General features: G+C 71.4%; 19 protein-coding genes. 7 read left to right on the plus strand and 12 right to left on the minus strand.

The annotated features are described in order from the left end of the window. The first annotated feature begins 38 nt into the window (after positions 1-38). Positions 39-1,037 carry an LLM class F420-dependent oxidoreductase gene (locus ESP57_RS13245; RefSeq protein ID WP_129231910.1) on the plus strand — a complete coding sequence of 333 codons (999 nt, stop codon included), beginning with the start codon at positions 39-41 and terminating at the stop codon, positions 1,035-1,037. 62 nt (positions 1,038-1,099) lie between these two features. Here ESP57_RS13245 and ESP57_RS13250 read toward each other — a convergent pair whose 3' ends face one another. Both ESP57_RS13250 and ESP57_RS13255 read right to left on the minus strand, forming a co-directional pair. Beyond that, positions 1,100-1,663 (minus strand): hypothetical protein, encoded by a 564-nt coding sequence (locus tag ESP57_RS13250; RefSeq protein ID WP_129231911.1) that lies wholly within the window; start codon positions 1,661-1,663, stop codon positions 1,100-1,102. Between the two features lie 148 nt (positions 1,664-1,811). Beyond that, positions 1,812-2,087: a glutaredoxin family protein gene (locus ESP57_RS13255; protein WP_056011690.1), complete on the minus strand. Its 276-nt coding sequence runs from the start codon at positions 2,085-2,087 to the stop codon at positions 1,812-1,814. A 69-nt stretch (positions 2,088-2,156) separates the two neighbouring features. On the opposite strand from ESP57_RS13255, the gene ESP57_RS13260 reads away from it, so the two are divergent. Continuing rightward, positions 2,157-2,588 carry a YdeI/OmpD-associated family protein gene (locus ESP57_RS13260; protein WP_056011687.1) on the plus strand — a complete coding sequence of 144 codons (432 nt, stop codon included), beginning with the start codon at positions 2,157-2,159 and terminating at the stop codon, positions 2,586-2,588. A 10-nt stretch (positions 2,589-2,598) separates the two neighbouring features. Here ESP57_RS13260 and ESP57_RS13265 read toward each other — a convergent pair whose 3' ends face one another. After that, positions 2,599-6,201 (minus strand): TM0106 family RecB-like putative nuclease, encoded by a 3,603-nt coding sequence (locus tag ESP57_RS13265; protein ID WP_056011685.1) that lies wholly within the window; start codon positions 6,199-6,201, stop codon positions 2,599-2,601. A gap of 30 nt (positions 6,202-6,231) precedes the next feature. Further along, entirely contained in the window at positions 6,232-6,876 is a 645-nt protein-coding gene (locus ESP57_RS13270) for a TetR/AcrR family transcriptional regulator (RefSeq protein WP_056011682.1), read from the minus strand. Positions 6,877-6,987: 111 nt separating this feature from the next. Here ESP57_RS13270 and ESP57_RS13275 point away from each other — a divergent pair, with 111 nt between their 5' ends. From ESP57_RS13275 to ESP57_RS13285, 3 genes are all read left to right on the plus strand, one after another. Further along, a complete protein-coding gene (locus ESP57_RS13275; RefSeq protein ID WP_129231912.1) occupies positions 6,988-8,022 on the plus strand; it encodes an agmatine deiminase family protein in 1,035 nt (344 codons plus the stop codon). Next, entirely contained in the window at positions 8,019-9,773 is a 1,755-nt protein-coding gene (locus tag ESP57_RS13280) for an amidase (RefSeq protein WP_129231913.1), read from the plus strand. Before ESP57_RS13275 ends, ESP57_RS13280 begins: the two co-directional genes overlap by 4 nt. A gap of 62 nt (positions 9,774-9,835) precedes the next feature. After that, positions 9,836-10,207, plus strand: a complete 372-nt coding sequence (locus ESP57_RS13285) for an HNH endonuclease (protein WP_129231914.1) — start codon at positions 9,836-9,838, stop codon at positions 10,205-10,207. Positions 10,208-10,237: 30 nt separating this feature from the next. Here the strand turns inward: ESP57_RS13285 and ESP57_RS13290 are convergent, their stop codons facing one another. The 4 genes from ESP57_RS13290 to ESP57_RS13305 form a co-directional block, all read right to left on the minus strand. After that, positions 10,238-11,248 carry a hypothetical protein gene (locus ESP57_RS13290; protein ID WP_129231915.1) on the minus strand — a complete coding sequence of 337 codons (1,011 nt, stop codon included), beginning with the start codon at positions 11,246-11,248 and terminating at the stop codon, positions 10,238-10,240. A gap of 1 nt (position 11,249) precedes the next feature. Continuing rightward, entirely contained in the window at positions 11,250-11,594 is a 345-nt protein-coding gene (locus ESP57_RS13295; RefSeq protein ID WP_129231916.1) for a PadR family transcriptional regulator, read from the minus strand. 93 nt (positions 11,595-11,687) lie between these two features. Beyond that, positions 11,688-12,278, minus strand: a complete 591-nt coding sequence (locus tag ESP57_RS13300) for a hypothetical protein (RefSeq protein ID WP_129231917.1) — start codon at positions 12,276-12,278, stop codon at positions 11,688-11,690. Positions 12,279-12,513: 235 nt separating this feature from the next. Further along, a complete protein-coding gene (locus ESP57_RS13305; protein ID WP_129231918.1) occupies positions 12,514-14,154 on the minus strand; it encodes a molybdopterin-dependent oxidoreductase in 1,641 nt (546 codons plus the stop codon). A gap of 156 nt (positions 14,155-14,310) precedes the next feature. On the opposite strand from ESP57_RS13305, the gene ESP57_RS13310 reads away from it, so the two are divergent. Continuing rightward, positions 14,311-16,647 (plus strand): ATP-binding cassette domain-containing protein, encoded by a 2,337-nt coding sequence (locus ESP57_RS13310; RefSeq protein WP_129231919.1) that lies wholly within the window; start codon positions 14,311-14,313, stop codon positions 16,645-16,647. Positions 16,648-16,740: 93 nt separating this feature from the next. Here ESP57_RS13310 and ESP57_RS13315 read toward each other — a convergent pair whose 3' ends face one another. Genes ESP57_RS13315 through ESP57_RS13325 form a run of 3 tightly spaced genes read right to left on the minus strand, consistent with a single transcriptional unit; the run spans position 16,741 to position 19,101 of the window. Further along, on the minus strand, positions 16,741-17,505 hold the full coding sequence (locus ESP57_RS13315) for a DivIVA domain-containing protein (protein ID WP_129231920.1): 765 nt from the start codon (positions 17,503-17,505) through the stop codon (positions 16,741-16,743). Next, on the minus strand, positions 17,502-18,692 hold the full coding sequence (locus ESP57_RS13320; RefSeq protein ID WP_129231921.1) for a globin domain-containing protein: 1,191 nt from the start codon (positions 18,690-18,692) through the stop codon (positions 17,502-17,504). Before ESP57_RS13320 ends, ESP57_RS13315 begins: the two co-directional genes overlap by 4 nt. 4 nt (positions 18,693-18,696) lie before the next feature. Then, positions 18,697-19,101: a group I truncated hemoglobin gene (locus ESP57_RS13325; RefSeq protein WP_129231922.1), complete on the minus strand. Its 405-nt coding sequence runs from the start codon at positions 19,099-19,101 to the stop codon at positions 18,697-18,699. 177 nt (positions 19,102-19,278) lie between these two features. On the opposite strand from ESP57_RS13325, the gene ESP57_RS13330 reads away from it, so the two are divergent. Further along, on the plus strand, positions 19,279-19,512 hold the full coding sequence (locus ESP57_RS13330) for a hypothetical protein (protein ID WP_129231923.1): 234 nt from the start codon (positions 19,279-19,281) through the stop codon (positions 19,510-19,512). A gap of 49 nt (positions 19,513-19,561) precedes the next feature. Here the strand turns inward: ESP57_RS13330 and ESP57_RS13335 are convergent, their stop codons facing one another. Beyond that, on the minus strand, positions 19,562-20,260 hold the full coding sequence (locus tag ESP57_RS13335; protein ID WP_129231924.1) for an alpha/beta hydrolase family protein: 699 nt from the start codon (positions 20,258-20,260) through the stop codon (positions 19,562-19,564). Between the last annotated feature and the right edge of the window lie 5 nt (positions 20,261-20,265).

A 20,265-nucleotide genomic window follows, 5' to 3' on the forward strand; every position in this document is an offset into this window, starting at 1 on the left:
CTGACGCTGAATTCGGCGGTCGACCTAGGGTGGAACCCATGCGATTCGGAATGTTCGTTCCCCAGGGTTGGCGCCATGACCTCGTCGGCATCGAGCCGGCCGAGCACTGGCAGACGATGCGTTCGCTCGCCGAGTACGCCGATGCTCCCGACTCGGCATGGGAGTCGATCTGGGTCTACGACCACTTCCACACCGTGCCGCGCCCGTCCGAGACGGAGGCGACGCACGAGGCGTGGAGCCTCATGGCCGCGTACGCCGCTTCGACCTCGCGCGTGCGGCTCGGGCAGATGTGCACGTGCATGAGCTACCGCAACCCCGCCCACCTCGCGAAGGTCGCCTCGACCGTCGACCACGTCTCGGGCGGACGCCTCGAGATGGGCATCGGCGGCGGCTGGTACGAGCACGAATGGCGCGCCTACGGCTACGGCTTCCCCGAGATCCCCGAGCGGCTCGGACGCCTGCGCGAGGGCGTCGAGATCATGCACCAGGCGTGGACGACCGGCTCGGCCACGCTCGACGGCCAGTACTACCAGCTCGACGGGGCGATCGTGCAGCCGCAGCCGGTGCAGCCTGGAGGCATCCCGATCTGGATCGCGGGCGGCGGCGAGAAGGTGACCCTCCGCATCGCGGCGAAGTACGCCTCGTACACGAACTTCACCGGTACGCCCCAGGAGTTCGCGCACAAGAGCGAAGTCCTGCGCGCGCACTGCGAGCGCCTCGGCACCGATTTCGAGGCGATCACCCGGTCGTCGAACTTCAACACGGTCGTCGGTGTCGACGAAGCGGATGTCGCGCGGCGCCTCGCCGTCATCGAGGCGCGGGTCGCCCCCTTCCTCGGCCCCGAGAAGACCGCCGCCTACCTCGCGGACTTCCATTCCCCGAACGCCGCCGTCGGCACTCCCGCCCAGGTGGCGGCGAAGCTCGCCGAGCGCCACGAGCTCGGCCTCGGCTACGCGATCCACTACTTCCCCGAGGCCGCGTACGATCGCTCGGGCCTCGAGCTCTTCGCCGCGGAGGTCGTGCCGGCGCTGCGATAGCCGGAGCGCCCGGGGCCGGACCGGGGTCGGGGCCGGGTCGGCGCGAGGCGCGACTCCGGCGTTCAGGCCAGGGCGCCCTCGCGCGCGTCATGGCCGCGCTTGCGGGCCACGCCCGCGTCATCGGTGACGGCGGAGTAGGGCAGGGCGAGCAGGTCGCCGGCGGCGAGGTCGCCGGGCAGGGCGACCGGGCCGGGCGCGGAGCATCCGCTCGTTCCGCCCGTGAGCGTCGTGGGCGTCGCGCGCGCCACCGAGGTGCGCCCGATGAGCCGAGCCTCGGCCCAGACCGGGTCGAGCTCCGCGAGGTCGGCGTCGATCGACGCGGTGCGCCCGGCCCCGCGTGCATCGCCGCGCGCGCCGTCGTCGAGTCGAGCGGATGCCTCGAGCACCCGTACCACGACGACGCCCGTGTGCTTCGCCCCTGAGGCGAGGCCGCCCCCGGTGCCGGGTACGGCCGCCGGGCCGAGGTGCACGGCCGGCGTGCCGCACAGCTCGACGACGCGCAGCAGCGAGACGCCGTCGACCGTCACGTCGGTGATCGTCGCGACCGTGGCGGCCGGCCAGTGATCGCCGGCGATCGGGTCGGGGATCGATCGACGCAGCGTCGGCAGGATGCGCGTGAGCGTCATCGGCTGCTCGCAGCCGCGCGGGAGCCGGATCGGTACGCGAGGTTCGCGAGGCTGATCGGGGGCATGCCTCAGTTCTACGCCCGGTCGCGGCATCCGGCCCGTTTGTTACGTGATCCGAACGCCGGGCGACCGTTCCCTCATGCGCTGCTTACGCGGCGATGGCCTCGTCGAGCTTGGCGGCGAGCTCGGCATCGGTGGGCTCGGTGAAGTGCGTGCCGTCGGGGAAGACGACCACGGGGATCTGCGTGCGGCCGCTGATCGCCTTGGCGCGGTCGGCCCCGTCGGCGACGGTTTCGAGGTCGACGTACTCGTAGTCGACGCCGCGCGAGTCGAGCAGGCGCTTGGAACGACGGCAGTCGCCGCACCACTCGGCGCCGTACATCGTGACGCGGGCGGGGTTCAGGTCGGTGGCAGGAGAAGTCATACAGATAACCTACGTGGGTACCCTGTCGGTTATTCCCAGCGTGGGGTCGGCAGTGGCAGACTCGGGCGCATGCGATTCGAGACCACGATGTCCCAGGTCGGCAACAACACCGGCATCGAGGTGCCGCCCGACGTGATCGAGGCGCTCGGCGGCGGCAAGCGGCCCGCGGTCGTCGTGCTCGTGAACGGCTACGAGTACCGCAGCACCGTCGCCGTCATGGGCGGCCGCTTCATGATCTCGTTCAGTTCCGACAAGCGGGCGGCCACGGGCATCGGAGGCGGCGACCCGATCGTCGTCGAACTCGAGCTCGACACCGCGCCGCGCACGGTCGAGGTGCCGGCCGACCTCGCGACCGCGCTCGAGGCGGCCGGGGCGCGTGCAGCATTCGACGCGCTCTCGCCGAGCGCGAGGAAGGCGCATGTCACGGCGGTCGAGGGCGCGAAGGCCGCCGAGACACGGCAGCGGCGAGTCGACGGCATCGTGGCGAAGCTCGCCGAGTGATGACGCGCCGTCAGCTGCGCACGGGAACGAGCGTCGGGTCGCCGACGAGTCGCACGAAGGCGCTGAGCTGCGCCACTCCCTCGGGGGTGTACGGCAGCGCGTCGAGCAGCCCGGGCGAGTAGAGCAGGTACGCCGCCCACTTCGCCCGCGAGATCGCCACGTTCAGGCGGTTCTTCAGCAGCAGGAACTCGACGCCGCGCGGCGCCGCCGCGGCCGATGACGCGGCGAGCGAGACGATCGCGACCACGGCCTCCTGGCCCTGGAACTTGTCGACCGTGCCGACCGGCACCTCGGTCAGCCCTGCTGCGTCGAGCGCGGCTCGCACGACGGTGAGCTGTGCGTTGTAGGGCGTCACGACGATGAGGTCGCGCTGCTCGAGCGGGCGAGCGGACGCTGCGATCTGCGCCGCGCCGGTCGCGACCGCGCCGTCGGCCGCGTCGCCGATCCCGTCTTCGATCCAGTCCCGGCCGAGCAGCGAACGAGCCAGGTCGACGACCGCGGCCGCTTCTTCGGGCGAGGAGGTCGTGTTGCCGACGTGCTCGATGGGCAGTGCGGTGAGGCCGGGGGCGACGCCGGAGAGCGAGCGTCGGGAGGCCACGGCGTGCGAGTGCAACTCGCCCTCGTACGAGAGACGCGACACGGGTTCGGCGACCGCGGGGTGCATACGCCGGCTCTCGGCGAGGAAGTAGCCGAATTCTGCGGGCAGCACGTCGCGGCCGTCGTTGATCCAGCCGAGGGCCGAGGTATCGATGGGCTCGGGATGGTTGCCCTGGCTCACCTGCGGCAGCTGCTGGGGGTCGCCGAGCAGCAGCAGGTTGCGAGCGCCGACGGCCGAGGCGATGGTCGACGCGAGCGAGAACTGACCGGCCTCGTCGATGACGAGCAGGTCGAGCGAACCCCGCGGCACGCGGTTCTCGTTCGAGAAGTCCCACGCCGTGCCGCCGAAGACGAACCCCGAGCTCTCGTGGGCCGCCGTGTAGTCGGCGACGCCGTTCTTCGCGATGAACGTGTACCCGTGGTCGCCGGGCGTCTTCGCGTCTTTCGGGGCCTTCGCGACGAGCTCGGGATCGAGGCCCGCCCGGACGACGGCGTCGAGCACGTTCTCGACCACGGCGTGCGACTGGGCGACGACGCCGATCTTCCACGCGTGCCGCCCGACGAGCTCGGTGATCACGTGCGAGGCGAGGTAGGTCTTGCCCGTGCCGGGCGGGCCCTGCACCGCGAGGTACGAGTCGTCGAGATCGCGGAGGGAGGCGGTGACGGCGGCGACGTAGTCGTGGTCGGGCCCGAGCGGTGCGAGGCCCATGCCGCTGCGGGTGCGCGGCGGGATGCGCCGGAGCACGTCGACGGAGGGATTCGCGGGCCAGCGCGGGAACGCGCGGTCGACGTGCTGGGCCCACTCGAGGATCGCGCCCTGCTGCCGTCCGGCGGGCGGCGGGGTGCCCGGCGCGATCGCGAACGGCAGCTCGTGCCAGGAGACGCCGGCGATCGCGGTCTCCTCGATGAGCAGTCCGTCGTCGAGCACCTCGAGCACTCGCACCGAGTGCCATGCCCGCGAGCCGGGCCGCAGCGAATTGCTCGGGAAGGGCGCCGGCGGTTCGTAGAGCGCGATGGGCTCGCCGCCGACGCTGAATCGCGATCCGGGAGCGATGCGCCCGCGCAGCAGCACGTGCCTCCGGTCGACGCGGTGGTGGTCTTCGCGGTACCAGCGCTGCACCACGGCGGAGGTCGCCGGGTCGACGACGAGCACGTCGCGGTGGTCCTCCCAGGCCTCGAGCGGTTGCTCGACGCGGAAGTAGTGCGACCACCAGAAGCTCTTCGCCTCGCGGTCGTGGTAGTCGATCGCGGCCGCGGCGAGGGCGAGCGCCGTGTGGTCGGCATCCCGGTCGGGGTCGTCGGGCGGGCCGGCGACCGACTGCAGGTGCACGGCGAGGGGGCTGGGCTCGTACACCTTGCCCGCGGCCTTGGCCGCCTCGACGATGAGCGACTCGGGCACGGGGTCGACGCCGGCTCCGCGGGCGAGCCCGAGCAGCCAGTCGCGCAGGCGCAGCGTCGAGACGCAGTCGTAGCGGTTGTAGTCGGCGAGGTCGTCGAGCACGTACTGCGCGGCTGCGGTGCCCGCGAGGCCCGTGACCGGATCGGTCTCGCCGGTCGCCGCGAGCTCGCGGGCCCGCACGTACTCGAGGATCGAGTCGCCGCCCGACTTCACGTCGGCCTCGCGCAGCTGGGTGCCCATGTAGAGCGGCTCGAGCTTCTTGATCGAGTACGAACGGCTGCCCACCCGCACCGCGCGCTTGACGATCGGATAGAGATCGACGAAGACGCCGTCGGCGAGCAACTGGTCGACGGCGGCCTCGCCGACGCCGTGCCGCGCGGCCATCGAGAGCAGGTGCGTGCGCTCGTAGCTCGCATAGTGGTAGATGTGCATGCGCGGATGGGAGGCCCGGCGCAGCTTCACGAGCTCGAGGAACTGCACGAGCGCGACCCGCTCCTCGGCGAAGGAGTGCGCCCAGAGGGGCGTGAACTGCTCGGCGTCGTCGACCATGCCGAAGAGGTAGTCGAGGCCCCAGTCGTCGGCTGCGCCCTCGGTGTAGAGCGGGTCGCCCTCGAAGTCGAAGAAGAGGTCGCCGGCGTCGGGCTCGGGGATCGCCGCGAGCGAGGCGGCGTCGCGCACGACGACGGGCGGCGGCAGCGGGGGATCGTCGGGGGAGCGGAGGCCGGAGGCGGCCGCCGCCAGCTCGGCCGACTCGGCTTCGAGCTGCAGGCGCGCCTGCACGCGCAGGTTCTCGATCGTCGCGTCGAGCACGCCGGGCACCGGGCCGAAGGAGGCCGCGAGCGCGTCGATCGTCGTGATGCCCGCGTCGTGCAGGGCGGCGCGCTGGGTGACTCGCAGACCGGCGACGAGCAGCACGTCGCGGTGCGCCTGCACCTCGAGGTCGCACGTCGGGCATCGCCCGTCGAGGGCGTAGCGCGGGTCGCCCCACGCGACCGGCCCGTCTTCGGCGAGCCGGTCGGCGACGATCTGCTCGAGCCGTTCGCGGCGCAGCCGGTAGACCGGGGCGATGTCGTCGAGGCGGTGCACGCTCGTGGTGCCGTCGCCGAGGAGCAGCTCGACGGTGTCGGCGCACGGCACGCCGGTGCGCTCGAGCTGTTCGGCGTAGGCGGCGAGCTGGAGCAGCGCGGTGACCCGCGCCCGGCGGGCGAGCTTGGAGTCTTGCACGAGGTAGCGGCCGTCGGGCTGGCGCACGATGAAGTCGGCGAAGCCGATGAAGCCCTCGTCGGCGAACGTCGCTTGGAAGACGACGGGGGCGCCGGCCGCGAAGGCCGCCTGCGTCGCCTCGACCGCTGCTGCCACGGCGGCCGGGTCGCGCACATCGGGGCGCTCGATCTCGACGACTCCGTCGCCGAGCGCCGCGCGGTAGTCGTCGAGCACGCGCAGCTCGTGCTGGTCGCCGAGTCGGCCCGAGCGCTCGAGCATCGCGTCTTCGGGGTCGGGCACCTTCTCGATGCGGCCGAGCTTCGCGTCGAGGGCGCGGAGGAAGGCGAATTCGCACTCGGACGCCTTCTTCAGGTCGCTCGCGCTCGTGACGACCGAACCGTCAACCAAGTACATCGGGCTCCTTCGGGTCGTCGTGCTGCAACGCTATCCGGCGCCGCCGACAACGTGCGGGGCGAGCGCGCCGGGTCGCAGCCCCAACAGGCCTTCGACGCTCCGGGTCGTCAGCGTGTCTCGCTCGCCGGCGCCGTCCCAACGCACGAGCGCCTGGGCGTTGAGTCCGTCGATCATGCCGAGCAGCTGCCAGGCGGCGGCTGCAGCATCGACGGGGCCGAAGTCGCCCGTCTCCACGCCGTCGTCGATGATGCCCACGATGACCGACTGCCAGGCGTCCATGCGGTGCCGCACGCTTGCGGCGAGCGACTCGTTGCGGCGGCCGAGCGCCCAGGCCTCGACCCACACGACGGTGACGTCCTCGCGCGAGCCGTCGAGCAGCGTGCCGACGAGGATGGCGAGGCGCTCGGGCGGGGTCCGTCGCTCGGCGACGAGCGCGCCGACCTCCTCGATCTCGACGGCGACGATCGCATCGAACGTCTCGGCGATGAGGGCGTCCATGCTCGGCTGGTAGTGCGCGACGAGGGCCGGCGTCACGCCCGCTCGGGCGGCCACTGCGCGCAGCGTCACGGCGGACAGGCCCTCACCGAGCGCGAGCGATCGGGCGGCTGTGGCGATCTCGGTTCGACGCTCGGCCGGGGTCTTGCGCTCGGCGCGCTTGCGTGGCGTGCTTGACATGGTGCGCCCAGTCTATGTACCGTCGGAGCAATTGTTGATCATTTGATCAATACGAATCGACGGATGCCGCTCGGCACGGCCGACGCACCGACGCGACGCACGGAGGAACCGATGAGCTGGCGCATGCCGTCCGAGACCGCACCCCATGAGCGCACCTGGATGGCGTTCCCGGTCACCGACAACGTCGCCGACGAGACGCCCGGCGGCGTCGAGCGCACGCTCGCGGCCTGGGCCGCGGTCGCGAACGCGATCACCGAGTTCGAACCCGTCTCGATCCTCGTCGACCCGAGCGAACTCGAGAACGCCCGGCGCCTGCTCGACCCCGCGGTCGAGATCGTCGAATGCCCGGTCGACGAGTTCTGGATGCGCGACCACGGCCCCACCTTCGTCGTCGACGACGAGCGACCCGGCGTGCTCGGCGCAGTCGACTGGACCTTCAACGGCTGGGGCGCGCCGAGCTGGGCGAGCTGGGAGAAGTCGGCCGAGCACGCCCGCTTCATCGCCGATCGCGTCGGTGCCGAGCTCGTCTCGAGCGCACTCGTGAACGAGGGCGGCGGCATCCACGTCGACGGCGAGGGCACGGTGCTGCTCACCGAGACCGTGCAGCTCGACCCGCGCCGCAACCCCTACGCCGACAAGCGGCGTGTCGAGGCCGAGATGGCCCGCACGATCGGGGCGACGACGGCGATCTGGCTGCCGCGCGGCCTGACCCGCGACTACGACGAGCTCGGCACGAACGGGCACGTCGACATCGTCGCGACGCTCACCTCGCCCGGCCAGGTGCTCGTGCACTCGCAGCGCAACCCCGAGCACCCCGACTTCGAGGTGAGCCGCGAGATCGTCGCGCTGCTCGCCGGGTCGACGGATGCCGCGGGGCGCACGCTCGAGGTCACCGAGCTCCCGGCGCCGTCGACCATCCGCGATCACGAGGGCTTCGTCGACTACAGCTACGTCAACCACCTGGTCGTGAACGGCGGCGTCATCGCGTGCGGCTTCGGCGACGACGAAGCGGATGCCGCGGCGCGCGGGATCCTCGAGGCCGCTTACCCGGGCCGACGTGCCGTGACGGTCGACGCGCGACAGGTCTTCACGGGCGGCGGCGGCATCCACTGCATCACGCAGCAGCAGCCGGTGGTCGCTCCATGAGCCCGTTCGACGTCGTCGAGGCCTCGATCGCGGAACTCCGCGCCGCGCTCGAGTCGGGTCGCGTCACGGCGGTCGAGCTGCTCGACGCCTATCTCGCTCGCATCGCGGCGTTCGACGGGCCTGAGACGCCCACCGCGCTCAACGCCCTCGTCGTGATGAACCCGGAAGCCCGTGCCGACGCGCTCGCCGCCGACGAGCGCCGTGCCGCCGGTCAGGTGCTCGGGCCGCTCGACGGCATCCCCTTCACCGCGAAGGACAGCTACCTCGCCCGCGGGCTCACGGCGGCCGCGGGCTCGCCCGCCTTCGAGCACCTCGTCGCGCAGCGCGACGCGTTCACGATCGAGCGCCTGCGCGGCGCCGGCGCCGTGCTCATCGGCCTCACGAACATGCCGCCCATGGCCAACGGCGGCATGCAGCGCGGCGTGTACGGCCGCGCCGAGAGCCCCTACAACGCGGAGTACCTCACCGCGGCCTTCGGCTCGGGATCGTCGAACGGCTCGGGCACCGCGACCGCGGCGTCGTTCGCGGCCTTCGGCCTCGCCGAGGAGACGTGGTCGTCGGGCCGCGCGCCCGCCTCGAACAACGGGCTCTGCGCGTACACGCCCTCGCGCGGCGTCATCTCGGTGCGCGGCAACTGGCCGCTCGTGCCCACGATGGACGTCGTCGTGCCGCACACCCGCACGATGGCCGACCTCCTCGAGGTGCTCGACGTGATCGTCGCCGACGACCCCGATGCGCGCGGCGACTTCTGGCGGGTGCAGCCGTGGGTCGAGATCCCCGCGGCATCCGCGATCCGCCCCGCCTCGTACGCGGCGCTCGCGACGGGCGCGGCAGCGACGGATGCCACGGCCGGTGCCGGCCCGCTCGCCGGCAGCCGCATCGGCGTTCCTCGCATGTACGTCAACGCCGACCCCGAGGCCGGCACCGCCGAGCCCGGCCGCACGCCCGGCATCGGCGGTGCGACCGGGCAGCGCATCGAGACCCGCGCCTCGGTGATCGAGCTCTGGGAGGCGGCCCGCCGCGACCTCGAGACTGCGGGCGCCGAGGTCGTGCTCGTCGACTTCCCCGTCGTGTCGAACTACGAGGGCGACCGCCCGGGCGCGCCCACGATCGAGACGCGGGGTCTCGTGAGCCACGAGTACCTGCGCCGCGAGATCGTCGACCTCTCGGCTTGGGCCTGGAACGACTTCCTCGACGCGAACGGCGATCCGGCCCTGCACGCCCTCGCCGACGTCGACGGCGAGCGCATCTTCCCGCAGCCCGAGGGCGCCCTGCCCGACCGGTACACGGGCTTCGAGGACGACATCGCCGAGTACCCCGAGTGGGCGCGCTCGCACCCCGGTGCCACGCTCGCCGACATGCCCGAGCTCGAAGCGGGGCTGCGCGGCCTCGAGGAGACGCGGCGCATCGACCTCGAGCAGTGGATGGACGACCTCGGCCTCGACGCCGTCGCCTTCCCCGCCGTCGCCGACGTCGGCCCTGCCGACATGGACGTGAACGAGGCATCCGCCGATCTCGGCTGGCGCAACGGCGTCTGGGTCGCGAACGGCAACCTCGTGCCGCGCCACCTCGGCATCCCGACCGTCACGGTGCCGATGGGGCTCCTGCGTGACATCCGGATGCCGGTGGGCCTCACGTTCGCCGGACGCGCCTACGACGACTCCGCCCTGCTCGCGCTCGCTGCGGCGTTCGAGGCGCTGCCGGCCTCGACCGCGAGGCGCGTGGCGCCGCCGCGGACGCCCTCGCTCTGAGCGGGGCGCGAGTGCGGGCGCGGCGGCCGGTCCCGCGGCGCCGCCGGGGTTAGTCTGACGCCATGGCGGTCAGTCGGAGCCGTACGGCGGTCTACGCGCGTCGGCGCAAACGTCGCATGGCGCAGCACACGCACGACCTCAGTGACGAGCAGTGGGCCGCGCTCGCCGCCGAGTGGCAGGGGTGCGCGTACTGCGGTGCGAGCGACCGGCCGCTGCAGCGCGACTGCGTGCAGCCCATCTCGCGCGGCGGTCGCTACACGCTCGGCAACGTGGTTCCCGCGTGCGGCTCGTGCAACGCCAGCAAGTCCAACGACGAGGTGACGTCGTGGATGCGTCGCAAGAAGCTCGACGAGCGCGCCTTCCTGCTGCGGCACTACGAGGTCGGCATGCTGATGGCCGCGCGATTCCCGAATCCGGATGCTTCGCCCGAGTGAGTCGCGCATTCAGCTGGTGCGAGCACGCGCTCAGTTGCTGAGGATCGGGGCGCGGGTCGGCGTCAGCCGGCGGACGTGGAGCACGATGTCGAGCACGAAGACCAGCATGATGCCGATGAGGCAGACGCGCGTGACGTCATCGGCGGCGGGCGAGACGAAGATGGGGCCTGCCGTGAGGCTCCACGTCACCAGGGCGAGGAAGGCGACGTCGTTCGCGATCGAGATCAGGCGGATCGTGCGGGTGTAGCGGCCGGCGATGAGCAGCGCCAACCCGACGGCGAAGGCCATGGCCCAGAGCACCACGAACCAGGGTGCGCGCCACGCGAGGAACTCGGGGTCGAACACGAAGGCCTCGATGACCGGCTGCGGCAGCCCGGGGGCGATCACTGCCAACCAGGGCAGCGCGATCAGCACGGAAGCACCGAGCGCGCCGAACGACATGGCGAGCACGAGGCCCGCGCGGTTGACTCGGTCGCGGTCGAGCACCTGAGGTGGGATATGCGGCGCCACCCGCGGCTCGGCCTGCGGTGCGCTGTCAGTCGCAGCATCGGTGGCATCCCGCCGATGCCTGATGATCGCGGCGATGAGCGTCAGCGTGATCATGAATCCCGGCCACCAGAACGCGCCGAGCCCCCCGCTGAGCCACCAGGCGGGCAACGGCGCCCACCAGGCGCCTGCGACGCCGGCCGACTCCGCCCACTCGGCGACTCCCGGGTCGGCGTACGCGATCGGGAGAGTGACCGCCCACTGCAGGGCGACGCCGCCGAGGGCGAACCAGGCGAAACCCGGTGCATCCGCCGGGCGGATCACGGTGAACCCGGCGGGGCGGTAGCGATCGGCAACCTCCTGCGGTCGGCCGAAGGCGGCGAGCAGCTCCATGACCATCGGCTCGTCGGCGGGTCGATCGGCCTCGTCGGCACGACCGGCGAGCTCCTCGCGCAGGAGCGACCGGAGTTCGAAGCCGACGTCGGCTCGTTGTCGCCGAGGAATGCGCCCGACGACGTCGCCGACGTAGCTCTCGATGATGGCGTTCGGATCCATGTCAGTTCTCCTCGTGCAACAGTGCGGCGACGACCGAGGTCAGCGACCCCCACGCGGCGGTCAGGTCGCGGTAGCTCTCGGCCCCGGCAGGGCTCAGCGTGTAGTAGCGGCGGGGCGGCCCGTCGTCGATGCGCCACTCGGAGGCGAGGAGCCCCTGCCCCTCGAGCCGGCGGAGCAGCGGGTAGAGCGTGCCCTCCTCGATCGGCATGCCGCGCTCGGCGAGCGCCTGGCGCAGGGAGTAGCCGTACTGAGGCGCCTGCAGTTGCGAGAGCACGGCGAGCACGAGCACGCCCTTGCGCAGATCCTGCTCGAGCTTGCCCGTCTGCTCGGGTCGACCCTCTACCATGCGGCCCACATTACATAGAGTCATACAGTACTTCAACGGTAGCCCAGCGGATGCCGCGGCGGTTCCTTTCCTCGCCCAGCGCGAGGGGCACCGTCAGAGCGGCCGAGACTCCTCGACGGCTCGGCGCAGCCCGGCCGGGTTGAACAGCCGGAGCGCGGTCGATGACAGAACCGTCGTCGGTGCGCCGAGGAGCCGGCCCGCGATGATCTCCAGTTCGAAGGTGGACTCGCTCCCTCTCACCGGATCCGTCTCGGCGAGCAGCTCGAACTCGTCGGCCTCCTGCCCGATCGCCAGTGGGCCCATGATGCGGACGTTCGAGGCGCCGTGCTCGCCGAACGCACGCAGGAGTTCGCTGCGCCGCAGTGTCAGGCGCTCGCCGAGCGGCAACTGATCGAAGCGCTCGTGAGCAACCGGGGACGCCGAGCCGCCCGCACGACGTGGCTCGCCCTCATGGTCCACATCACCCGCCCTGGGCGCGCCGCCCGTTTCACCTCTGCTGTCCGCGACCAGTGACGTGCCTCGGCCGCGAGCTGCGGCGAAGTCCGCGACCGCCTCGCGCAGGACCGACTTCTTCGTGGCTCTCAAGAAGTAGGCCATCTCCGAGACGAGACGATCGGTCGCAACATCCACCTTGATCGACTTCTCGTCGAGCTGCTTCTCGTTGATCTGCTTCTCGCTGATCACTTGCCTCCTCTGATGGTGTCGCGTCGTGTGGTCGTGGAGACCGGAGGTGGGTGTTCTGCCTCAGATTCGGTGCCGAAGTGCCGAAGTGCCGCCGATCTGTAGAGCACACTCCACCACGATCGCTCGACCAGATCGGGTACGCCCCAAGGCTCGTGGATGCGCGCCTCGGCGCTCATGCTGTGCAGGACGAGTGCGGTGCGAACCGCGCGTCGCAGCCCCGAAGCGGCGACCCTGTTCAGCGCACCTCGACGGTGACCTCGTCGAGGCCGGTGGCGCCGTCGGGCACGACGCCCTGGCGCTTCGCGGTCTGCACCTCGCCGTCAGCCCCGAGGGCGCGCACGCGAACGGTGTGCGAGCCGGCCGAGGCATCCGCCCACTCGTACTTCCACTGCACCCACGTGTCGTCGTTGATCGCCGTCGCGAGCTCGGCGTCGCGCCATTCGCCGTCGTCGATCTGCACCTGGACCCCGGCGATGCCGACGTGCTGGTGCCAGGCGACGCCCGCGAGCATCGCGGAGCCGGGGGAGACCGACTGCCCCTGACGGGGCACGTCGATGCGCGAGGAGAGCTTGATGGGCCCGCGTTCGCTCCAGCCGCGGTCGGTCCAGTACGCGGATGCCGCGTCGAACCGCGTCACCTCGAGGTCGACGACCCACTTCGTGGCCGAGACGTAGCCGTAGAGTCCGGGCACGACCATGCGCACCGGGAAGCCATGCTCGGCCGGCAGTGGTTCGCCGTTCATGCCGACGGCGAGGATCGCGTCGCGATCGTCCTGCAGCACCTCGAGGGGCGTCGACGCCGTGAACCCGTCAATGCTTCGAGAGAGCACCATGTCGGCGTCGGCCGACGGGCCGGCCTCGGCGAGCAGTTCGCGGATCGGGTAGCCGAGCCACACGGCGTTGCCGATGAGTCCTCCGCCGACCTCGTTCGACACGCACGCGAGGGTCGTGACGCTCTCGTCGAGGGGGAGCGCGAGCAGTTCGTCCCACGTCAGCGTGATCTCGCGATCGACGAGGCCGTGGATGCGCAGGCTCCAGTCGGCCGGATCGACCGCCGGCACGGCGAGGGCGGTGTCGATGCGGTAGAACTCCGCGTTCGGCGTGACGACCGGGGCGAGGCCGTCGATGCCGAGCTCGGCGCCTGCCGGCACCGTCACCGTGCTCGCGGCCTTGGGCAGGGTGATCGCCTCGCGTACGGCGGTGACCGCGCGGGCGCCGGCCTGCAGGGCGTAGCCGCCGAGGGCGGCGAGCGCCCCGAGCGCCACGGCGCCGCCCGCCCATCCGAGGAAGCGGCGGCGGTCGACGCCTGTCGGCGGCGGCGTCGCAGTCGGCGGCGTCGCTGAGTCGAAGGACGATTCCCGCGACGCGCCGGTCTCGGCCGCGCGTGTCGGCTCGATGGTCCTGCGACTCAGCGTGTCAGGCGCGGGCGCGGGCGCGAGCCGTCGCAGGAGGAACGTCAGCGCGAGCATGGCCGCGATCGCCGCCACAGCCGAGGGCACGATCGCGAGCATGGAGGCGTTCGCCCGGCTCGCCGCGGCGACGGCGCCGACGACGCCCACTGCGCCGACGACGACCATGCCCCAGGGCGGCCGTCTCGCCTCGAGCACTCCGGCCGCGCCGGCGACCGCGAGCAGCACGAGCCCGATGCCCACGAGCAGCGCGGCCTTGTCGCCCGTGCCGAAGAGGGCGATCGCGGCGTCCTTCGCCCAGGGTGGCGCAAGATCGATGAGGAGCGACCCGACGACCACCAAGGGGCTCGAGGCCGGGGCGACGAAGGCGGCGACGAGCTGCCCGACACCGACTCCGAAGGCGACGGATGCCACGCCCGCCACGGCGGGCAGCACCCATCCCCGGGCAGGTCCGCTCGTCTCGGGCATGCGCACAGCGTACGCTCGTCGAGCTCGCGCGGGCTGCGCGGCATCCGCTCTGCCGAAGTATCCGGTCCTGCCGAGGCGGCTGCTCTGCCGGATGTCACCGCCCCATGTCAGAATCGTGAGTCGCGGGCGCGCGCCCGCGTTGAGGGGAGCAGCCGAATGACCGCGACCGACCAGACCGTCAGCGACCGCAGTACCGACGACCGCAGCACCGACGAGGGCGCCCGGCGCATCGCCGACGCGCACGACGTCATCGAGGTGCGCGGGGCGCACGAGAACAACCTGCAGGGCATCTCACTCGACATCCCGAAGCGACGCCTCAGCGTCTTCACCGGGGTCTCGGGCTCCGGCAAGTCGAGTCTCGTGTTCGGCACGATCGCGGCGGAGTCGCAGCGGCTCATCAACGAGACGTACTCCACGTTCATCCAGTCGTTCATGACGACGCAGCCGCGGCCCGAGGTCGACAGCCTGCGCAACGTCTCGGCGGCGATCATCGTCGACCAGGAGCGCATGGGCGCGAACTCCCGTTCGACCGTCGGCACGGCGACCGACGCCTACGCGCTGCTCCGCATCCTGTTCTCCCGCCTCGGGCAGCCCTACGTCGGCCCGAGCTTCCACTTCAGCTTCAACGTGCCCGCGGGCATGTGCCCGCGATGCGAGGGCACCGGCGAGGTCAACGACCTCGACCTCGACCAGCTCTTCGATCGCGACAAGTCGCTCGCCGAGGGTGCGCTCACGATCCCCGGCTACACGGCCGACGGCTGGATGGTGCGCATCTTCACCGAGTCGGGATTCCTCGACCCCGACAAGAAGATCCGCGACTACACCGAGGCCGAGCTGCACGACCTCCTCTACAAGGAGTCGACGAAGGTCAAGGTGCAGAGCATCAACATGACCTACGAGGGCCTCGTGCCGAAGCTGCAGAAGAGCCTGCTCTCCAAGGATCGCGACGCCATGCAGCCGCACATCCGCGCCTTCGTCGACCGCGCGGTGACCTTCACCGCCTGCCCCGAGTGCGGCGGCGCACGTCTCAACCAGGAGGCCCTCTCGTCGAAGATCAAGGGCATCAACATCGCGGATGCCGCGCAGATGCAGATCTCCGACCTCGCGAGCTGGCTCGCCGACATCGACGACCCGAGCGTCGGGCCACTCATCGCGAACCTGCGGCAGAACGTCGACTCCTTCGTCGAGATCGGTCTCGGCTACCTCAGCCTCGACCGCCCGTCGGGCACCCTCTCGGGCGGTGAGGCCCAGCGCGTCAAGATGATCCGCCACATCGGGTCGGCGCTCACGGATGTCACCTACGTCTTCGACGAGCCGACGGTGGGCCTGCACCCGCACGACATCCAGCGCATGAACCGCCTGTTGCTGCAGCTCCGCGACAAGGGCAACACCGTGCTCGTCGTCGAGCACAAGCCCGAGGTCATCGAGATCGCCGACCACATCGTCGACCTCGGCCCCGGCGCGGGCTCACGCGGCGGGCAGATCTGCTTCGAGGGCGACCTGCAGGGGCTGCGCGCCTCCGACACGCTCACCGGGCGCCACCTCGACCACCGGGCGAAGCTCCGGGACGAGGTGCGCACGGCGTCGACCGCGCTCGAGATCCGCGGCGCCACGCAGCACAACCTCACCGGGGTGGACGTCGACGTGCCGCTCGGCGTGCTCACCGTCGTCACGGGCGTCGCCGGCTCCGGCAAGTCCTCGCTCATCCACGGCAATGTGCCGAAGCACGACCACGTCGTGGTCGTCGACCAGGCGCCGATCCGCGGCTCGATCCGGTCGAACCCGGCCACGTACACGGGCCTGCTCGACACGATCCGCAAGGCGTTCGCGAAGGAGAACGGCGTCAAGCCCGCGCTCTTCAGTGCGAACTCGGCCGGAGCCTGCCCGAACTGCAAGGGCATCGGGCTCGTCTTCGTCGAGCTCGGGCCGATGTCGACGGTCTCGAGCACATGCGAGGAGTGCGGGGGCAAGCGGTTCACGGCCGAGGTGCTCGAGTACCGCCTCAACGGCCTCAACATCGCCGAGGTGCTCGCCCTCTCGGTCGACGGCGCCCTCGAGTACCTCACCGACAAGACGGCACGAGTCATCCTTCAGCGCCTCGCCGACGTCGGCCTCGGGTACCTCGTGCTCGGGCAGGCGCTCAACACGCTCTCGGGCGGCGAACGCCAGCGCCTGAAGCTCGCCATCAGCATGGCCAAGAAGGGCACGGTCTACGTGCTCGACGAGCCGACCACCGGCCTGCACCTCGCCGACGTCGACCGGCTGCTGGCGCTCCTCGACCGGCTCGTCGACGACGGCAACTCCGTGATCGTCATCGAGCATCATCAGGCCGTCATGGCGCACGCCGACTGGATCATCGACCTCGGCCCCGGCGCCGGTCGCGACGGCGGGCGCATCGTCTTCGAGGGAACGCCGCGCGCACTCGTCGAGGCCGCGGCCACCGACGAGGCGACCCTCACCGGCACCCACCTGCGGGAGTACGTGGGCGCCTGAGGCCGGGCACGGCCCGACGACCCGCGCGCCTCGCATCGCTCGTGCAGCGTGCAGCGAGCGAGCGGCGACGGGTCGTCGGGCCGCCCGGCGTGGTTACGGACTGACGTACGTCTGCCGCTGGATCGTCGGCTGCGGCGGCACCGCCGGGAGCCAGTCCGGTTCCTCGTCGGGGAACTCGTCGTCGGGCGCGGCGGGCGCCGCCGACTCGGCCGCTTCGGCCACCTCGGCCGCGTCGGGCGGCGGCAGCGTGCCGAGTCGATCGACCTGCTCCGTGAGGGCGTCGAGCACCGAGCGCAACTGGATCTGGGCGACCTGCGCATAGGTGCGCACGTACTCGATCTCGGGCATCGACGGCAGCGGGATGCTCGCCGTCGTCGTCGCAGGTTCGGCCGGCGCGGCAGCCGCGGTCGCGGCGGCGCGCTCCTGTGCCTCGCGATACTGGGTGCGGGCCGTGATCACGAGATCCCGGGCGTACTCCTCGGCGTCGGCGACCGCCTTGTCGGCGATCACCTGGGCCTGTGAGAGCAGACCGACGGCGCCCAGCGTGACCTCGCGCTCGAGGTCGGCGGAGTCGGACGTGCGGAGCTTGGTGTTCTCGGCACGGAGTTCGGCGAGTTCGCGCCGGTTCTCCGCGAGCTCCCGAAGGTTCTCGGCCAGTGCCGCCCGTACCTCCTCGATCGTGCGCGCGAGGTCGGCCACGTACGCGTCCACTTCGGAGCGGTCGTAGCCCCCGAGCGGGCGTGAGGCGAACTTCACCGTACCCGTCTCGGGCAGGCGCGAGACGGCGGCGACGAGGCCGCCTTCGGGTGCCGGCGGGCCCTGGATCAGGAGTTCGTCTGCGTCGTCCCAAGTGGTCATCGGGCACTTCCCATCGGTTCTTCCACGAGCGGCGACGGCTGCGGGTCACGCAGCCCGTCCTCATCGAGTGTGGCGAACAGTTCGAAACGGATGTCGGGTGACGGCACACCGAGCTCGCGCAGCCGGGAGGCGGTGTGGCGCACCATGGACGGCGATCCGCAGATCATCGCGAGGGCGCCGGGGGTGACGCCGGCCTCAGCCGCGGCGTCGCTCACGAGCCCCTTGTGACCGGGGTAGCTCCGGTCGTCGGACACGACCGGTGTGTAGCTGAACCACGGTCGACCGGTCAGGCTCTGCATGAGGCGGTTCTCGTACAGGTTCCACGGGACTCGAGCGCCGTGGAGCAGGTGCACGCGCGGGGCGTCTCCGGTCGCCTGCCACTGCAGGTCGATGCGTTCCAGGTGGGCACGGAGCGGCGCGAGGCCGGTTCCGCCGGCGACCATGACGAGGTCTCGATCGCGGTCGGCCTCGTCGAGCGTCAACTCCTGCCCGACCGCCGAGCCGAGCCGCAGCACGTCACCGGCCTTCAGTCGCCGCACCATGGCGCCGGAGACCTGCCCGCCCGGTACCAGTTGCACGTGGAACTCGATCGTGCCGTCCTGCCGCGGCGCGTTGGCGGCGCTGAAGTAGCGCCACAGGCGCGGGGCGTACGGCGTCTCGACGGCGAACGACTGCCCGGGCTCGAACGGGAGGTCGGGTTCGGGGCGCACGTGCACGATCGCGACGTCCATGCTTCGTCGCTCGACCGCGGTGACGTGCCCCGCCCAGGAGGCCGGGCTGCTCAGCTCCGACTCCTCGGCGGCCTGCACCATCGCGGTCGCGATGACGCCGTACGCGCCGGCCCAGTCCTCGGCGAGCTCCGGAGTCCAGAGGTCGCCGAGGAAGTGCTCCAGGGTGGTGAGCAGGGAGAGGCCGACCGCGTCGTAGTGCTCCGCGATGACCTCGAACCTGCGGTGGTCGCGGCCGAGCTGCTGGATGAACGCGGTCACCTCGTCGAGTTGATCGACGTTGGAGACGATGCGCCCGAGCGCGCCGACGAGTCGGTCGCGCTGGGTCGCCATCGCGACCGGGAACATCGCCCGGAGCTCGGGGTGCGTGTAGAAGAGGTGCGAGTAGAAGAAGAGCGGCACCTCGTCGCCGAGCGACTCGGCCAGCGACCAGGTGTGCTTCAGCGCAGCGGTGTCCACGCCGTCAGTCTTGCGTCGCGCCGACCTCGACGATGTCGGGTTGCGTCGCGGCGACGGCGGTCACGGTGCGGTCGACGATCTCGGACGGAACACCGGCTTCGGTGAGCGCAGCGATCAGGTGCTCGGCGACGGCGCCGAACTCCTCGGCCGTGATGCCCATGTTCGCGTGGGCCGCACGCAGGTCGCGTCCCTCGTAGGCGACCGGGCCGCCCATGACCTGGGAGACGAGCGCGACCTGGTGCCGCTTGAGGCGGACCATCTCGATGCCCTCGAAGTGCTTCAGCAGTCGGTCGTCGGCGAGCACCAGCTCGTAGAACCGGTTGACGACGGCGGTGACGGCGGGTGCGCCTCCGACGGCTGCGTAGTCGCTCTGGGCTTCGGGTTGGGTCTGCAGATCGAGGGAGTTCATTCGGGCGTCCGTTCGGTAGGGGGGTGTGAGGACTTCCCTTTCCTAGCAGAACGCGCCCCCTCAGATCAAAGCTTTTCTGCATGTCGCGTGGGTTCGGAGCGGGCGTTCAGTCCCGTCTGGCACCCTTCGTCCCCAGCTTTCGTCCTCGGCTTCCGTCGCCGCGGATAGGCTGGTCGGGTGGAACTCGGTCTGGCCTTCGCCCTCGCGTGGGCCGTGCTCGCGCTCGCCGTGGGCGTCGTGCTCATCGCCAAACGCCGCTGGCTCTCCGAGACGATCACGGCCGAGCGTCAGTCGACGGTGGCGCGCGCCGGAGCCCGCGGTCCGGGCGCCGTCGTCTTCCTGATCGTGGGCCTGGCCTTCGTCGCGATGGGCCTGTTCATCATCGTCTGGTGGGCCTCGGCAGCCCTCTGAGCGGCGCCGTCCGAGCGGCGCCGTCGGATCCGCCCCGACCGCGGTCTCGCTACTCGATCGTCGGCGAGTGCGCCCGCATGAACGCCGCGACGGGCACCGCGAGCCCCGCGCCGATCTCGGCGGCCGGCCGCTTGGCGCCCTTCACCTCGAACGAGTGGTTCGCCTCGGCGATCCAGTCGAGGGTGGCATTCGGCCCGACCCGGGCGACGACGTCGTCGAGCTGCTCGGTCGGCTGGGCGAACGGGTCGTTGCGTCCCTGCAGGAAGAGCATGGGCACGGTGATGCCCGGCAGGTGCTCGTCTCGCGGCTTCTCGGGCTTGCCGGGCGCGTGCAGCGGATAGCCGAGGAAGACGAGGCCCGCGGCCGGCATGCCCTCGGCGACGGCCATGGACGCCATGCGTCCGCCGAACGACTTGCCCGATGCCCAGATCGGCTCACCGGGGCGGCCGGCTGCGGCCGCGCGTGCGGCCGCGACATCCATCACCGCTCGCCAGGTCGCGATCGCGACCGGCGGGCGATCGGGGAACTTCCGCCCGGCCTCGCGGTACGGGAAGTTGAACCGCAGGGTGGCGATCCCGTCGTCGTTCAGCGCTCGCGTGAAGCCGGACATGAACGGATGCTCCATGCCGGCGCCCGCGCCATGGGCGACGACGATCGTGGTCGTCGCTCCCGGCGGCCGTGCGGAGACGGCGGAGACGGGCACGCCGTCGACGTCGATCGTGATGGGCTGTTCTGCGGCGGTGTTCATGTGCC

Origin of the sequence: Agromyces fucosus (genome assembly GCF_004134865.1) — a bacterium.
Lineage (GTDB): Bacteria > Actinomycetota > Actinomycetes > Actinomycetales > Microbacteriaceae > Agromyces > Agromyces fucosus.

Excerpts from the sequence above, each read along its gene's own strand:
- ESP57_RS13245 (WP_129231910.1), top strand. The coding sequence starts at position 39 with ATGCGATTCGGAATGTTCGTTCCCCAGGGTTGGCGCCATGACCTCGTC.
- ESP57_RS13250 (WP_129231911.1), bottom strand. The coding sequence starts at position 1,663 with ATGACGCTCACGCGCATCCTGCCGACGCTGCGTCGATCGATCCCCGAC.
- ESP57_RS13255 (WP_056011690.1), bottom strand. The coding sequence starts at position 2,087 with ATGACTTCTCCTGCCACCGACCTGAACCCCGCCCGCGTCACGATGTAC.
- ESP57_RS13260 (WP_056011687.1), top strand. The coding sequence starts at position 2,157 with ATGCGATTCGAGACCACGATGTCCCAGGTCGGCAACAACACCGGCATC.
- ESP57_RS13265 (WP_056011685.1), bottom strand. The coding sequence starts at position 6,201 with ATGTACTTGGTTGACGGTTCGGTCGTCACGAGCGCGAGCGACCTGAAG.
- ESP57_RS13270 (WP_056011682.1), bottom strand. The coding sequence starts at position 6,876 with ATGTCAAGCACGCCACGCAAGCGCGCCGAGCGCAAGACCCCGGCCGAG.
- ESP57_RS13275 (WP_129231912.1), top strand. The coding sequence starts at position 6,988 with ATGAGCTGGCGCATGCCGTCCGAGACCGCACCCCATGAGCGCACCTGG.
- ESP57_RS13280 (WP_129231913.1), top strand. The coding sequence starts at position 8,019 with ATGAGCCCGTTCGACGTCGTCGAGGCCTCGATCGCGGAACTCCGCGCC.
- ESP57_RS13285 (WP_129231914.1), top strand. The coding sequence starts at position 9,836 with ATGGCGGTCAGTCGGAGCCGTACGGCGGTCTACGCGCGTCGGCGCAAA.
- ESP57_RS13290 (WP_129231915.1), bottom strand. The coding sequence starts at position 11,248 with ATGGATCCGAACGCCATCATCGAGAGCTACGTCGGCGACGTCGTCGGG.
- ESP57_RS13295 (WP_129231916.1), bottom strand. The coding sequence starts at position 11,594 with ATGGTAGAGGGTCGACCCGAGCAGACGGGCAAGCTCGAGCAGGATCTG.
- ESP57_RS13305 (WP_129231918.1), bottom strand. The coding sequence starts at position 14,154 with ATGCCCGAGACGAGCGGACCTGCCCGGGGATGGGTGCTGCCCGCCGTG.
- ESP57_RS13310 (WP_129231919.1), top strand. The coding sequence starts at position 14,311 with ATGACCGCGACCGACCAGACCGTCAGCGACCGCAGTACCGACGACCGC.
- ESP57_RS13315 (WP_129231920.1), bottom strand. The coding sequence starts at position 17,505 with ATGACCACTTGGGACGACGCAGACGAACTCCTGATCCAGGGCCCGCCG.
- ESP57_RS13325 (WP_129231922.1), bottom strand. The coding sequence starts at position 19,101 with ATGAACTCCCTCGATCTGCAGACCCAACCCGAAGCCCAGAGCGACTAC.
- ESP57_RS13335 (WP_129231924.1), bottom strand. The coding sequence starts at position 20,260 with ATGAACACCGCCGCAGAACAGCCCATCACGATCGACGTCGACGGCGTG.